At 65.7% G+C, this 13526-nt stretch carries 17 protein-coding genes, 1 pseudogene and 1 riboswitch; of the genes and pseudogenes, 8 read left to right on the top strand and 10 right to left on the bottom strand.

Going from position 1 to position 13526, the window contains the following annotated elements; all coding sequences use genetic code 11:
- Positions 1-108 precede the first annotated feature (108 nt).
- The 3 genes from FVA80_RS08335 (at position 109) to FVA80_RS08325 (ending at position 1708) form a co-directional block, all read left to right on the top strand.
- On the top strand, positions 109-1155 hold the full coding sequence (locus FVA80_RS08335; RefSeq protein ID WP_147957815.1) for an SDR family oxidoreductase: 1047 nt from the start codon (positions 109-111) through the stop codon (positions 1153-1155).
- A 68-nt stretch (positions 1156-1223) separates the two neighbouring features.
- Positions 1224-1469, top strand: coding sequence for a hypothetical protein (locus FVA80_RS08330; RefSeq protein WP_147957814.1), 246 nt, complete (start codon positions 1224-1226; stop codon positions 1467-1469).
- Between the two features lie 11 nt (positions 1470-1480).
- On the top strand, positions 1481-1708 hold the full coding sequence (locus FVA80_RS08325; protein WP_147910998.1) for a hypothetical protein: 228 nt from the start codon (positions 1481-1483) through the stop codon (positions 1706-1708).
- A 294-nt stretch (positions 1709-2002) separates the two neighbouring features.
- Here the strand turns inward: FVA80_RS08325 and FVA80_RS08320 are convergent, their stop codons facing one another.
- Positions 2003-2254, bottom strand: a complete 252-nt coding sequence (locus FVA80_RS08320; protein WP_147910997.1) for a hypothetical protein — start codon at positions 2252-2254, stop codon at positions 2003-2005.
- 72 nt (positions 2255-2326) lie between these two features.
- Between FVA80_RS08320 and FVA80_RS08315 the strand changes: the two genes are divergently transcribed.
- Both FVA80_RS08315 and FVA80_RS08310 read left to right on the top strand, forming a co-directional pair.
- A complete protein-coding gene (locus tag FVA80_RS08315) occupies positions 2327-2512 on the top strand; it encodes a hypothetical protein (protein ID WP_147910996.1) in 186 nt (61 codons plus the stop codon).
- A 4-nt stretch (positions 2513-2516) separates the two neighbouring features.
- On the top strand, positions 2517-2717 hold the full coding sequence (locus FVA80_RS08310; protein ID WP_147910995.1) for a hypothetical protein: 201 nt from the start codon (positions 2517-2519) through the stop codon (positions 2715-2717).
- A gap of 174 nt (positions 2718-2891) precedes the next feature.
- Here FVA80_RS08310 and FVA80_RS08305 read toward each other — a convergent pair.
- The 7 genes from FVA80_RS08305 to FVA80_RS30370 form a co-directional block, all read right to left on the bottom strand.
- Positions 2892-4060, bottom strand: a protein-coding gene (locus FVA80_RS08305; RefSeq protein WP_147911033.1) for an IS3 family transposase whose coding sequence is annotated in 2 segments (ribosomal slippage) — positions 2892-3796 and positions 3796-4060 — 1170 coding nt in all. Because the reading frame shifts where the segments join, the coding sequence is not laid out codon by codon here.
- Positions 4061-4333: 273 nt separating this feature from the next.
- Positions 4334-4513 carry a hypothetical protein gene (locus tag FVA80_RS30375; RefSeq protein ID WP_187193754.1) on the bottom strand — a complete coding sequence of 60 codons (180 nt, stop codon included), beginning with the start codon at positions 4511-4513 and terminating at the stop codon, positions 4334-4336.
- A 735-nt stretch (positions 4514-5248) separates the two neighbouring features.
- Positions 5249-5920 carry a sugar transferase gene (locus FVA80_RS08295; protein WP_187193620.1) on the bottom strand — a complete coding sequence of 224 codons (672 nt, stop codon included), beginning with the start codon at positions 5918-5920 and terminating at the stop codon, positions 5249-5251.
- Between the two features lie 719 nt (positions 5921-6639).
- Entirely contained in the window at positions 6640-6867 is a 228-nt protein-coding gene (locus tag FVA80_RS08290; RefSeq protein ID WP_147909528.1) for a hypothetical protein, read from the bottom strand.
- A gap of 7 nt (positions 6868-6874) precedes the next feature.
- Entirely contained in the window at positions 6875-7069 is a 195-nt protein-coding gene (locus FVA80_RS08285) for a hypothetical protein (protein WP_147909529.1), read from the bottom strand.
- Positions 7066-7404 carry a hypothetical protein gene (locus FVA80_RS08280; protein WP_246692319.1) on the bottom strand — a complete coding sequence of 113 codons (339 nt, stop codon included), beginning with the start codon at positions 7402-7404 and terminating at the stop codon, positions 7066-7068. Before FVA80_RS08280 ends, FVA80_RS08285 begins: the two co-directional genes overlap by 4 nt.
- Positions 7405-7554: 150 nt before the next feature.
- Positions 7555-7764, bottom strand: coding sequence for a hypothetical protein (locus FVA80_RS30370; protein WP_147909530.1), 210 nt, complete (start codon positions 7762-7764; stop codon positions 7555-7557).
- An 87-nt stretch (positions 7765-7851) separates the two neighbouring features.
- Here FVA80_RS30370 and FVA80_RS30365 point away from each other — a divergent pair, with 87 nt between their 5' ends.
- Positions 7852-8349, top strand: coding sequence for a flagellar hook-length control protein FliK (locus FVA80_RS30365; RefSeq protein ID WP_147909531.1), 498 nt, complete (start codon positions 7852-7854; stop codon positions 8347-8349).
- Positions 8309-8855, top strand: a pseudogene (locus tag FVA80_RS08270) (lytic transglycosylase domain-containing protein). The gene FVA80_RS30365 and the pseudogene FVA80_RS08270 overlap by 41 nt, the downstream one beginning before the upstream one ends.
- Before the next feature lie 356 nt (positions 8856-9211).
- Here FVA80_RS08270 and FVA80_RS08265 read toward each other — a convergent pair.
- Together FVA80_RS08265 and FVA80_RS08260 are read right to left on the bottom strand one after the other, a co-directional pair.
- Positions 9212-9517: a hypothetical protein gene (locus FVA80_RS08265; RefSeq protein WP_246692318.1), complete on the bottom strand. Its 306-nt coding sequence runs from the start codon at positions 9515-9517 to the stop codon at positions 9212-9214.
- 502 nt (positions 9518-10019) lie between these two features.
- A complete protein-coding gene (locus FVA80_RS08260; protein ID WP_147909533.1) occupies positions 10020-10610 on the bottom strand; it encodes a cell wall hydrolase in 591 nt (196 codons plus the stop codon).
- A 417-nt stretch (positions 10611-11027) separates the two neighbouring features.
- Positions 11028-11226, top strand: a riboswitch (cobalamin riboswitch).
- 239 nt (positions 11227-11465) lie between these two features.
- Between FVA80_RS08260 and FVA80_RS08255 the strand changes: the two genes are divergently transcribed.
- Positions 11466-13490, top strand: coding sequence for a TonB-dependent receptor (locus FVA80_RS08255; protein WP_147909548.1), 2025 nt, complete (start codon positions 11466-11468; stop codon positions 13488-13490).
- Positions 13491-13526 lie beyond the last annotated feature (36 nt).

Below are 13526 nucleotides of genomic sequence, written 5' to 3'. Positions count from 1 at the left end.
TGATGATATGGCCGCCCGGCCGGTGTGACTGACGGCTCGTTCGGAGCAAAGTTGTCCCTCATGCGTCTGTTGCTGCGGGACGCTTAAGATCCTCGAGACGGATGACCGATGAGCCGAGACGCGAACCGTGACCAGCGCCCGACCGTAGTCGTGACCGGTGCGAGCGCCGGGGTTGGGCGAGCTATCGCCCATGAGTTCGCCCGGTATCGTTGGAATGTCTCGATCTTAGCTCGCGGCGAGGCTGGGTTGAAGGGCACCATCCAAGACATCGAGCGGGCAGGGGGGCGCGCGCTTGCGCACCGGGTCGACGTCGCTGACGCCGATGCCGTCATGCGGGCGGCAGACGAAACCGTCAGAGAGTTCGGCGGCATCGACGTCTGGGTCAACGTCGCCATGGTGACGATCTACGCACCCGTGCAGCAGACGCCGCCTGAGGAGTACAAGCGAGCGACCGAGGTGACCTACCTGGGACAGGTCTACGGGACGCTCGCTGCCCTCAAGCACATGCAACGCCGCAACGAAGGGGCCATCATCTGCATCGGTTCGGCCTTGGCGTACCGCTCGATCCCGCTGCAATCGAGTTACTGCGCTGCCAAAGCCGCCGTCCGCGGCTTCATCGACAGCCTGCGCAGCGAGCTGCTGCATGATGGTAGCCGGGTGCGATTGACGATGGTGCAACTGCCAGCCGTGAACACGCCTCAATTCGATTGGGCACGCACCCGCATGCCGCGTCGGCTGGAGCCGGTGCCACCGATCTATCAGCCGGAGGCCATCGCACGGCATGTCTACCGGGCCGCCCATACCTCACCGCGCGAGCTGTGGATTGGCTTCCCGACCTGGAAGGCCATCATCGGCAACATGATCATCCCGGGATGGATCGACGGCTACCTCGCCCGGCACGGCTACAGGGGCGAGATGACGAGCCAGGCAGCTCTCGAAGGGCGCCCGGACAATCTCTACGATCCCGTCGACACTGATCCCGGGGCACACGGGCGCTTCGATGACCGAGCCGTCGATACGGTCCCCGCAGCTGATCCCAAATGGCTGAAGATCGGCCTTGCCGGGGCATTCGGCCTCGTCGCGGCGACTGCGTTGTTCGCAGCGAGCGCACAAGGCCAAGCCGAGGGTCGGCAACGGGTCATCGGGCGGAGGTAGCCACGGCCTCCGCCTCGACGCGCCAGTGCGGCTTACGGTAGCTCCCCGGCATGTCCAGCACTCCCACCGTGTCCGACCTCCTGAAATCCAAAGAGGTCACTGCCAAGCAAGTGAGCGCTGCGGTCGATGCGGTGCTCGCCAATCCCAAAATCGGTCTGTTTGAGCTGGCCGTCGGCTGCATCGTTGACCTAACTGCAACTGTGCGAGCGGATCGCCACGCATCAGCCGTTCTCAAAGAGCCAACTGCCAAAGCCGGTAGCAAGCGAGCTGCGGTCAAATCCGCGATCCTGCTGACGCATCCGGTGAAGGCATGAGCAGCTCTGACATGCGCAAGACCATGCTGAAGTTGATGGGCATCCTCTCGCACGACATCATCGCCACCGAGGCGATGGCGAATGAGCTGGCGGGGGCAGCGTTAGCCCTGTCCGATCAACCAGAGGCCATAGCGATACGAGATATTGCGGTGTCAAAGCGGGTGAGGGTGATTGAGCTGCAAGGCAAGCTCGCTGCCCTGCGCGAGGACTACGCTGCCCGGTTCCCCCTGAAGCTGTAGATCTGGGGCGCCAGCGAACTGCCCTCCCCGATCGCGAGGCAGCCCATGGTCCAGCGCCTGTAGAAGAGCCCACCGGATCGGACACAAGCCTTGGGGGAGAATGACTTCCGTCCGAGCCGGTGAGTGTCCCTCGTCAGGACGCGCCATGTTGCGCGTCAATGGATCGGGGGTCAAACTTTTGAACGAGCCAGGCCCGCCTAGTTTTCTGAGCAGCTGGCTTGATGCGACTGCCTTTGCTTCGGCATGCCGGGGGCAGGCGAGCTGCGCCGATACGGTCGGCTGGTGCGACACGATTTATGAGGATGGAGGAGTGACCTTCCACTCGCCAACGAGCGTGAGTGTCGCGGCGTAGATCTCTATGCCATTCTCGTCGCGGACGATCGCTCTGAACGTGCCTTGGTCCCCGTCCGGCACTCTGTCTCGGGCCAGGTCCGGTAGCGCGGACAGCGCCATGCGCCGCGCCGCCAAGTGGCATGTCAGGCCCTCGCCGTAGTCGCCCTCGACGTATTGGGCGTCGGCGTCGGTATCGATCGTGTAGTGCGCCACGCCGGCTCTCCTTCACACCGACGTGACGATGCATATTCCTGGCCTGGCCTTCTCCAACCTGTATCAGGCCGTATGTTCGAGGAAACCGACCCGATCGCCGAGGCAGTGACCGTCATCATGTCCCGCGGCCATACCGTCGAGCCCGACGACGACTTCGAGAACTGGCGCGTGGACGGCGGCGACTGGCTCACCGCCGGGGACGTGCTGACCTGGGCTATCGTGCTCGGCCTGAACGGCGGCGTCGGCCGGCTGCAGTAGCGCGATGCCTGAGTCCCTAACCGGCTGGATCCTGATCGCTACCGTCATGCTCTCCGGAGCGGGTGGCGGCTACTCCGCAGCCCGGATCATCACGGGCTTCCTCAATGGCCCAGGGGTCGACCGGCGCGACGTGGTGGCGGCCGTGACCTTCGTTGCAATGCTGATCGTGTCTGCCCTGCTGCTCTTGTTCGTCGACGGGCGCTGACCGGATGCCGACCGAACCTCACGCTCCAATCCGCGGCCGCGCGCTCCTGGCGCTCCGAGCCTGCGCCGCCCATCCGCAGGGGCTCCGGCATCAAGCCTACCCAACTTACATGCCGGTGCTGGCTGAGATGGAGCTGGTGTTGGCCTGCCCCCATTCGGTGGCCCAGGTTCGAAGTTAGTGCATCGTCGGTCGCGTGACGATGGCGGGGTGAGCGAGCGGCCCTGAGCCGCTCGGTTCGGTTGGCCAGATGACGACCTCGGGCGCAGGTGGCTGGTAGCCGAGTGAGGAGTGTGGCCGGATGCTGTTGTAGTGCCTCCGCCATTGCTCGATCACGACGCTGGCCTCTTTGAGGGTGTAGAACACCTCGCCGTTGAGAAGTTCATCCCGCAGCTTCGCGTTGAAGCTCTCGCAATAGCCGTTCTCCCACGGACTGCCCGGCTCGATGTAGGCGGTCGCTGATCCAACCGCCGCGATCCAGTCCTGAACGGCCTTGGCGATGAACTCCGGCCCGTTGTCCGAGCGGATATGCCCTGGCACCCCGCGCAGGCTGAACAGGTCCGAGAGTACATCGATCACGTCCAATGCCTTCAGCTTACGAGATACGCGGATGGCCAGGCACTCGCGTGTGAACTCGTCGATGACGTTCAGCATCCGGTACTTGCGTCCATTGTGCGTGCGGTGCTCGACGAAGTCGTAGGACCAGACGTGGTCGGGACGCTCGGGCCGTAAGCGAAGGCAGGAGCCGTCGTTGAGCCAGAGGCGCGACCGCTTCGGCTGGCGAGCGGGAACCTTGAGGCCCTCGCGGCGCCAGATCCGTTCGACCCGCTTCACGTTCACCGTCCAGCCATCGCGCCGGAGCATCGCGGTGATCCGACGGTAGCCGTAGCGCCCATACTGCAGAGCCAGGGCGACGATAGCAGCCGTCAAAGCAGCCTCGTCCTCGACCATCACGGCGACTTTGCGCTGCGTCGAACGATGCTGACCCAGGACACGGCAAGCGAAGCGTTCGGACACACCGTGCTCGGCAACGACGTAGTCGACACAAGCCCGGCGGCGAGCCGGGCTCAGAAGTTTCCCGAAGCTGCCTCCTTCAAAATGAGCTTCTCCAGCGTCAGGTCCGAGATCGCCCGACGCAGACGCAGGTTCTCCGTCTCCAAGGACTTCAGCCGCTTGACCTGATCACCCTTCAGACCGCCGTACTCGGAACGCCAACGGTAATACGTAACCTCGGTCACCTCGATCGACCGGATTGCTTCAGCAACCTTGCGACCCTGCGAGACCAGGACATCGACCTGCCGCAGCTTAGCGACGATCTCTTCAGCCGTATGCTTCTTCCGTCCCATAAAAACATCCTCCAAATGGCCCAAAGCCATACATCAGGGAGGACCACTTTTCAGGGGGCAGGCCAAAGGCCCATGATCGATCCAGATAAAAAGCCTGCATCCCTCGATGCGACCCTAGCTGCGCAGGTCCAAGCCGCCCGCCTACGCGGCGCCTACTCGATAGAGACCTTGGCAACGCTCGCCCGGGTTGAGCCCGGGGTGATCACCGAGCTCGAGAACGGCAGACAGGTTTTCGATGTCAGCGCCCGAGAACGCGTCATGGATATCCTTGGTCTACGTCCCGACAGCCTTCGCCATCTCAACAGAGCCGCCGATCCTCTTCTGCGCACCCCGGACTGAGATGGACGTCGGGCCGTCGGCAATCACCAGGATTTCATTCCGCCAGGCATCGCGCTCGCCCTGAACCGCCTTGATCAGCGCATGCATGCTACCGGCGTCGATCGCGGTTTCCATCAGCATGTCCTGGGCGATCGCGAGCTGCTACCACAGGTCGGCATTCTCGCGTGCGATGGGGATAAACGCGCTCACGTCATCGCCCAACCTCTGGCCTTCTGCCCGCGCTGTCGCGTGCCATCATAGGCTGGAACTGGAGCACCAGAGGCGGCTTAGGAGGCCCACACTGTTCCGGCGGCAGGCGTTAGGCGATCCGTTCGGTTGTCCCCACGCCTGACAATCCGCTTTCTTTAAGTGGACGTGAAGCAGGACCTCACAGCCGGCGCATAGGGTCTGACACAACTTCAAAATGTTGTAATTTGTTAAGGTTTTGGCTGCACAAATATGGGTCGTCCGTGTTAAAAAACCTGATGATGCATTGGGCCGCCGTTGTCCTCACCGCCTACGTCGTAGGCTTTGTCGAATTCTGGCGCATATGTGAAGCTGCGCCGACTTCGCGGGACGACGTGGGCAAGGGCGTCGTTTAAGGCCACGCAGGTTTGCGACAGCTACCACGCGGCTTAAAGCGGCTCTACCCGCACCCTTCGAGTTTGAGCCAACTGAGTTGGTTTCAAGGGCCACAGCTGGTCGGACATCCGGCATACCCGGATCGTAGCCGCGATGATGTTCATCGCGATGGACACCAAGCCAGCTAAAACGAGCAGCGTTCGACAGGGTGCCTCGTCGGGTTCAGCGTAATCGCACCAGAGCGGGTTGTCGTCCTGCATGGCGTGGTCCCTCGGCGGCACGGCCACGCTACTTGCTGCCGCGCTGGGCGAGCACGGCCGGGACGGTGCGCAGCATGATCGCGATGTCCCGGCGCAGGCTCCAGCGGCTGGCGTAGTCCAGGTCGAGCGCCACGCGCTCGGCGTAGCTGGTGTCGGACCGGCCCGAGACCTGCCACAGCCCGGTGACGCCCGGCGGCACGGCAAAGCAGGTCGAGAACGCCCGGCCGTAGCGGGCGACCTCGGCCTGCACGATCGGGCGCGGGCCGACCAGGCTCATCTCGCCGCGCAGCACGTTCCACAGCTGCGGCAGCTCGTCGAGCGAGGTCTTGCGCAGCACCTGGCCGATGGCGGTGATGCGCGGATCGTCGGAGAGCTTGTGCGTGGCGGCCCACTCGGCACGGGCGCTCGGGCTGGCGGCCAGGTGCGCGGCCAGCACGCCCTCGCCGTCCGTGACCATCGAGCGGAACTTCAGGCAGCCGAAGCTGCGTCCGTCCCGGCCGAGCCGCATGTGCCGGAAGATCGGCGCCTTGCGGTCGCCGGCCCAGACCAGCACGGCGATCAGCAGCATCAGCGGCAGCAGCAGGAACAGCGCGGTCGCCGCCACCCCGATGTCGAGCCCGCGCTTGGCCGCCCAATCCAGCCGAAGCCCACGCGCCACGAACGGCGTATCCGGCAGAACAGCCTCGGTCGCTTCGATCACCGGGCTTGGGACCTTCTCAACATCCACACCAAAATGCGTGATGTCGAGCTTATGCCGCAATGCAAAAACATGCTCGATCTCTTGGTAAATTGCGGTATGCGACATGGCTATGCTTCACAGTAGAGACGGAACGAATGATAAATCATCGGTAAGTTAACGAACTATTACGGCCAACATTCTGTCGATAGTTGAGCATATTAAAAAATATTGGCGGTCGCCTCAGCAGGCTAATGCTGGTTAACGCCGCGGATCATGTCGCGAATGTGGCAGAACCAATCTGGGAGGTTAAGCTGCATTACGGATATGCATGAGACGCGCACAGTAGTCCCATAATAAAACAATTTTAAATTGTGTTTTTTGACGAAATTTCGCCTTTGCGGCGCAACAACAAGATCAATCCTGCCGTGGGATTTGAATGGGTTCGAGGTAGGAGCAGAGGCTGGAGTTCTGTGTCGGGTCACCAGTACTCGTTGAGATCCCTGCGGATTGCCTCCGACGATCAGAGATCCGGGCCGTGTGCCGGCGCTTGCGGTGTCCAGTTCCCCCGCCGCGCCGACCCTCCCGCGACTGCCCGGCCGAGGCTTCACGGGCGCCCTGTGGGGAACTGGCCCGGAGAGCGCCTGTCGTCACGAGCTTGGCCGCCGCACGCTTTGCGGTGTCGCGAACGCCTCAGGCGCACAGACGGAAGAGGCGACGCTTTAGCAAATCCTGAGATGGTCTCAGAGGGCCCCCTCCAGCAAGCGCTCCATCTGCACGTCGGCCAGGTAGTTCATCAGGCGATCGGCCGTGCCAGAGCTAGCTCCCGCAACCCAAGCTGGAACGGGCAACTGGGTTTGCGGGATGGCGGCAATAACGGACTCGGCCTTCAGCGCAGCCTCCCGCGGTGTGGCGGCGACGAGGAACCGTACCCCCTGAGGGGCTTCGATAAGGAGCGCGATGCAGGTCATGGCGTCCTCAACGGGTCGACTGCGAGAACTGTTTCGTTCTCAATCCTGTTTTCTCGTCCGTCTCGCCGAACGGCTGCAGATCCTCACCGCATGGCTCGGCCTGTTCCACCACGCGCGCGCATTCTCGGTTGGCCTGATTGGTCGAGGTCGACAGCCGGTTGTCGGCAGCCCCTGTTTTGGTCCCGCTGGCCTCGTCTTTCACAGATCTGCAGCCTCAGCGGACATACGCTTTGCGGACTTGCACCCTCTCCCCCCGAAAAGCAGGGTGGTGATGACCTTCTCTCCGGACGGGGGAGACTCGGCGGCATTCTCCCTTTGGGCCAGCCGTGGCCGGGCGGTCCATTCGGGCGAGACGATCCGCACGATTTTGGTCTCGCTGCGGAAGCCGGTGATCTGACGCTCCTCGACGGTCAGCAGCTCGAGCTTCCGGGCCTCGCAGATCGCGTTGCGCACCGTGGTCTCGGCGACGCCTACGAACGCCGCGAAGCGCCCGACTGCCAGCCGGCAATCCTTCCTACGAATCACCTCGGCGGCCACCAAAGCGAGATCCGCCTGACGTCGCGAAGGTCCTTCGCGGCGCCGGGGCGAGCGTCGCGGTGCTGGGCCGTGCGGTTCGTTTCAAGCCCAACGTCGCGGGTGGCGCGCCCGCGCCCGAGCCTGCGAGTGCGAAGCCGCCCGGCCCTGATGTCAACGATTCTCGATCCTGCAGGCGCCCTGTCCGCGCTGCTGGCCCTGAATGCCGCAGCGGCGCTGAAGCTTCAGCCGCTGGTCCAGTCGAAGCCGGATCCGCGGCACGACCACGGCATTCGACACGGCCGCCCCCCAGAAGCCGATGGGCGTCGCACCTGCGCAAAGCCAGGTGATCTCCTGGATCGAGCGGGCCGTTCTCGCCTCCATCGGCGAGCATGCGGAGGATGCCGCAGTGTCGGCCGGATCGCGCGACGGAAGCGGGACCGCCACGAGCTTGCCCGCCGAACCCTGCCGATGATCGCGACGGCCATCCGGGAGAAGCTCGAGCGCGCGACCGCGGCCGCCGTGCAAGGCCGGACCCATGCCGATCCGACGGCTGGCGGCGTCCCGGACGGGCCGCTGCGCGTCCTCAAGATCCGGCTTCGGCCGGACGATCTCGGGGTCGTCACCCTGGAGGTGCAGCTCTCCAACGGCCAGTTTTTAACCCATCCGCGCGCCTCGCAGTCGGAGACCGCCACGCTGCTGCGCGAGCATACGGCGATCCATACCGACCTCCTGAGCCACGGCAGCTACCAAGCCGGGGGCATCGTCGGGCAGGCGCGTTCAGCCGAGGCATCGACCGCGTCGGACGGCTCACAATTTCACGCGTCGCCATCGTTCAACGACGGGGCCCGCGCGGGCAACGAGGGCACCAGACAGCAGCAGGACGAGCAGCGCCAAGCGGGCAACAGACGCAAAAGGGAACGGACGGATGAAGTGGTACGTCTTCGTGAGAGCGGCATTTATCTCTAGCGTTGTCACGGCAGTGGCGAATGTCTGCGAGGCCGAGATGGCGCGCGCCTCCGCCCGCTACTGCGTGCCGCTGGGCGTGCTCTACGCCGTCGGCCTGACCGAGGATCAGCAAGCGCGGCTCCCTTCAACCCTACGCCATGAGCTTCGCCGGAACCGCCTATTTCGGAACGGGGCCGCGGGACGTGATCGCTCGCTTCACGGAAGCGCGCAGCAAGGGCATCCGCCCGATCGACCTCGGCTGCATGCAGATCAACCACCTCTATCACGGCGGCAAGCTCGGCTCGGTCGAGGCCATGATCGACCGGCTCGCGAACGTCCAGTACGCCACCCAATTCCTCCAAGAGTTCAAGAAGCGAGAGGGCAGCTGGACGATGGCGGTGGCGCGCTACCATGCCGGGCCGAACAACAATGCGGCGCAGAAACAGTATATCTGCCGGGTGGTCGCCAACATGGTCGCGACCGGATTCAGGCAATGGACCCCGGCGGCGACGCAGTTCTACCGGTGATGCACCCTTCGACCGGGGGCGGCCGCGGGCACGCTCGATCACGGTGGCCGGCGCCGATCCCCTCGAGGCATGCCACGTCCCTTCCGGCTAGGCGGCGAGAGATGCAGACGAGGAACGGTTTCTTCAGTGCCAACAGCGCAGATTACCGACCACTCTATGCGGATGCTGCCTATTGGCCGCTCATACGTTGAGCAAGACGGCAAACGCCACCATCCTTCCGGGGCTGGGAGAGCATGATGAACGACGCACCAGACCCGCCCGACGGCGCGTTCGCCAGGACGCTTCTGCTGTTCGCGGTGACCATCGCGGTCATCGCGGTCTCGGCCTACATCCTGATCCGGATGGATTGAGCGCAGTCAGAGGATCTTGCAGCTTCCGTAGCTCATCTTGATCTCGCCGCGATCCTCCGGATTGAGCTGCGCCTCGACGAAGTTCAGCTTGTTTAGGTCGATCAGAAGAAAATATACGCCGTTCTGGCACTTGATCGCGTTGCGCGGGGTCCGTTCATTCAAGCGCGGCGACGCCACCTGACATTCGTAATAGTCGGACCGCCCGGCGGAGAGGACGGTCAGCAAGCCGCCGCCGGAGACCAACGAGAAGGTCCGCGCCCGGTGCGGCTGAGGCTTTGCACCCTCGGGGCCGGGGGCCGCGTCGAGCCCCACCGAGACGTCCTCCGTACAGGTCATCGGGCGGCGCAACTGAGAGGCTGCCGGTGCGATGCTCAGAATGAGGACCGCACCAGCGAGCGCTACCCTGTGGGCAATCATCGGCGGCAGATCCGTGATTCGTGGGTAGTTCTAACCGACAAGCTAAGGCGTCGCCCGTCGATGTAAATCTCGCCTCCGCGGGTCACGGAGCCAATCAACAGATTTACCGCCGCGCGCGATGTCACTTCATCTGCCATGACCGGTCAAGATGGTGCGATCGACAGCACCGCCTCGTTCTATGCCGGTCGATCCGCGTCCCTGTCGGGAGCCGCGTCCCGATGTATGGCTTGCGGCGGCTTCCGCCGGCCCGCGTGGTCGCGGGCGGCCACGCTCGCAGCGGGATGGACACGCGCTGCGAGCGGGTGGTGCCGGGGCGCAGGCTTGCGGCAAGGGGAGGGACCCGCGCCGGAAGCGCGATCCGGATCCGGCAAGGCCGTTCGGATCGTTGTGCGCAGCGCTAACGCGTCGGCGCAGCCGGGCCGGCCGCGTAGCTCGACACCGTCGGGGGCAGGGCGGCGGGCGCCGGCGTTTCCGCCTTGGCGGCGCGGGAGTTGCGCTTCTCGTAGAAGGCATTGCCGCCGGCTACGGCCACGTAGTGCATGTTCGTGTACGGGAAGTGGTGGCCGGCCGTGTGGAAATACATCGCCTTCCCGACCTTCGGGTGACGCTCGCCCGCCAGCACCGCGTCGGCGGCATCCGCCACCTTTTGGAGGTCGCGGTCCTGCATCGGCTTGGTCAGGACGCCGGGGGCGAACTGCCCGGGCTGCCCGACCACCGCACAGATGCCGCCCGGGAAGATCGCGGCCTCCATCCGGTTCATGACCACGGTGCCGACGGCCAGCAGACCGGATTCGTCGCTGCGGTTCGATTCGAAATACATGGCCCGGCCGAGGCAGTCGCGCTCGGCGTCGGTGACCACCATCGACGGCTTGCGGCCGGGGATCGATCCTGTGGTCAGGGGTGACGCGGTGTTGCACGCACCGAGGCCGCCGGCGAGCGCCAGCGCGACCAGCCCCGAAACGGTCTTGATCCTCTCGCTACCCTGCATGCATCAGCGCTCCGTCCTCCGGCCTCGGGGCAGGGCGATCGCCCTGCCCGGCGTCGCCACTCTCGATCGTTGTACGCGCCAAGCTTGTGTGCACGTTCGCGGCGAGGATGTGGCGGGCCGGCATGCGTGGATCGCCCCGAACGCCGGTCGGCCCGCGCTGGCGGACCACGGACAGCCCTGGAACGCGGCCCCTCGCGGGACGGACCGGAGCCGCAGCGGGAGCCGCAGGTCCGGGCGGAAAAGCTTCGCGATACCATTAGCGTAGCATCGCCCGGAGCCGTCCGGGATCGGAGGGACGAGTCCCCCGGTCGGCGGCCTCGTTCGGCTGGAACGAGAGCCGGCCGAGGGCCCGGTGTCATCCGATAGACACACACGCCGCCAACCGGTGCCGGGACGTTGACGGGACCCAAGCCTTGGCTCGAAGGTGGCCGGGACGGTTCCCTTCGGGGATCAAAAGGGAACGCGGTGAGGGGTCTTCCCCGAATCCGCGGCTGCCCCCGCAACTGTAAGCGGTGAGCCTTCTCGTCACCACGTCACTGGGCCGCCTCGCCCGGGAAGACGACGAGAGGGCGGCGACCCGTGAGCCAGGAGACCTGCCGTCAGTCGTGGTCACACGCGAAACGCGCTGGGCGGGGTGTCCTGGCGGGTGCCGGGACGCCCGCGCGAGCGCGGTCGGCGCGGTCTCGTTCGCGGTGACGTGCCACTGCCGTCGCCCGAGGTCCCGTGTCCCGTCCTGTCCCGCGCTTCACGCTCTCGAAACTGGCCGTGCTGACGGCCCTGGCGCTGCTGCCCCCTGCGGCCTCCGCCCGGGACGGATCCCGGCCGGGCCCGGACACCGAGGCGACGCTCGACGAGATCTCGGTCACCGCAGAGCCTTCCGGGGCCCCGCGGGGCGGTGCCGCCGCGAGTGCGGGCTATGTCGGCGGCGTGACCGGCATCGGCGGCCCGCTCCTGCCCGTGGCTTCCGCCAGCGCGGGGGTGATCACGGGCGCCCAGCTCAACAGCCGGCCGGTGACGCGTCCCGGCGAGGTGCTGGAGGCGGTGCCGGGCCTGATCGTCACCCAGCATAGCGGGGAGGGGAAGGCCAACCAGTTCTTCCTGCGCGGCTTCAACCTCGACCACGGTACCGACATCGCCCTGTTCCTGGACGGCATGCCGCTCAACATGCGCACCCACGCCCACGGGCAGGGCTATGCCGACATCAACTTCCTGATCCCCGAACTCGTCGGCGCGGTGGAGTTCCACAAGGGGCCGTACTTCGTACGCGACGGCGACTTCGCCTCCGCCGGCTCCGTGCGGATCGACTATCTCGACACCGTCCAGAAAAACCTCGCGCTCACCGCCATCGGCAGCTTCGGCTACAAGCGCGCGCTCACCATCGCCTCGACCCCGATCGGGGACGGCAACCTCCTGGTCGCGGCCGACGCACAGGTCTACGACGGTCCGTGGGTGGTCCCGGACGCCCTGCGCAAGATCAGCACCGTCGCCCGCTACAGCCAGGGCACGGCGCTCGACGGATTCTCGGTCACCGGCATGGCCTATGCGGGCCGCTGGACCGCCACCAACCAGATCCCCGAGCGGGCGGTCGCGCAGGGGCTGATCGGCCGCTACGGCACGATCAACCTCACGGATGGCGGCGATACGAGCCGCCTCTCGCTGTCCGGCCGCTTCAGCAGCACCGACGAAACCGGCTTGACCCGGGCCTCGGCCTACGTGATCCGCTCGCAGCTCAACCTGTTCAACGACTTCACCTATTTCCTCAACGATCCGGTCAGCGGCGACCAGTTCCACCAGCTCGACCAGCGCATCATCGGCGGCGGCGAGGCGCTGCACATCTTCCAGGGCGACGTGTTCGGGCGTCCGATGGAGAACGAGGTCGGCGTGCAGACCCGGACCGACAGCATCCGGGTCGGGCTGTTCAACACGACGAACCGGCAATACCGCTCGGGCGTGCTCGACGACCGGGTGCTGGAGACGAGCGGGGCTGTCTATTTCGACAACCGGGTGCGCTGGACCGACTGGCTGCGCACCAGCCTCGGCTTCCGTGCCGACGGCTATGATGCCCGCGTCGCCTCGGACACGCCGGCCAATTCGGGCCGGGCCCGCGACGGCATCGTCAACCCGAAGCTCGGCCTGACCCTCGGACCGTGGTTCGACACCGAGCTCTACGTGAATTACGGCGGCGGCTTCCACTCGAACGACGTGCGCGGGGTGACTGCCACGGTCGATCCGGCAAGCCCCCTGTTCAACATCGGCCGCGCGCCGTTCCTGGTGCCCTCGACCGGCTACGAGGTCGGGCTGCGCAACCGCTCGATCGCCGGGCTGGAGACGAGCCTCGCCTTGTTCCGGCTCGACTTCGCGTCCGAAAACCTGTTCCAGGGCGACACCGGCACCACGGAGCCGAGCCGCCCGACCCGGCGCTTCGGCGTCGAGTGGACGAACCGCTACGCGCTGACGCCGTTCCTGTCGCTGGAGGGCGATCTGACGATCACCAACGCCCGGTTCTCCGATTCCGACCCGGTCGGCACCCGGGTGCCGGAGGCGCCCACCACCATCGCGTCGGCCGGCATCACCTTCGGCGCGCCGCTCGGCTGGTTCGGCTCCCTGCGGTTCCGGTATTTCGGGCCGCGCCCGCTGATCGAGGACAATTCCATCCGCTCGCGCCCGACCGCCCTGTTCAACGGCCGGGTCGGCTACGCCTTCGAGAACGGGGTCAGCGTCTCCCTCGACGTGCTGAACCTGACCAACAGCAAGTCCGACCAGATCACCTACGCCTACGTCTCGCGCCTGCCCGGGGAGCCCGCCGAGGGCCTGACCGACCGCGTGTTCCACCCGGTCGAGCCCACGGCCGTGCGCCTCACCATCGCAGGCCGGTTCTGAGCGCGGCCGATTCTGAGCGCGACCCGGGGGCCCGGA

Source organism: Methylobacterium sp. WL1 (genome assembly GCF_008000895.1).
GTDB lineage: Bacteria > Pseudomonadota > Alphaproteobacteria > Rhizobiales > Beijerinckiaceae > Methylobacterium.
This window is presented reverse-complemented; position numbering and strand designations above follow the sequence as displayed.

Excerpts from the sequence above, each read along its gene's own strand:
- FVA80_RS08335 (WP_147957815.1), top strand. The coding sequence starts at position 109 with ATGAGCCGAGACGCGAACCGTGACCAGCGCCCGACCGTAGTCGTGACC.
- FVA80_RS08325 (WP_147910998.1), top strand. The coding sequence starts at position 1,481 with ATGCGCAAGACCATGCTGAAGTTGATGGGCATCCTCTCGCACGACATC.
- FVA80_RS08315 (WP_147910996.1), top strand. The coding sequence starts at position 2,327 with ATGTTCGAGGAAACCGACCCGATCGCCGAGGCAGTGACCGTCATCATG.
- FVA80_RS08310 (WP_147910995.1), top strand. The coding sequence starts at position 2,517 with ATGCCTGAGTCCCTAACCGGCTGGATCCTGATCGCTACCGTCATGCTC.
- FVA80_RS30375 (WP_187193754.1), bottom strand. The coding sequence starts at position 4,513 with ATGGAAACCGCGATCGACGCCGGTAGCATGCATGCGCTGATCAAGGCG.
- FVA80_RS08290 (WP_147909528.1), bottom strand. The coding sequence starts at position 6,867 with ATGACCTGCATCGCGCTCCTTATCGAAGCCCCTCAGGGGGTACGGTTC.
- FVA80_RS30370 (WP_147909530.1), bottom strand. The coding sequence starts at position 7,764 with ATGGAGGCGAGAACGGCCCGCTCGATCCAGGAGATCACCTGGCTTTGC.
- FVA80_RS30365 (WP_147909531.1), top strand. The coding sequence starts at position 7,852 with ATGATCGCGACGGCCATCCGGGAGAAGCTCGAGCGCGCGACCGCGGCC.
- FVA80_RS08260 (WP_147909533.1), bottom strand. The coding sequence starts at position 10,610 with ATGCAGGGTAGCGAGAGGATCAAGACCGTTTCGGGGCTGGTCGCGCTG.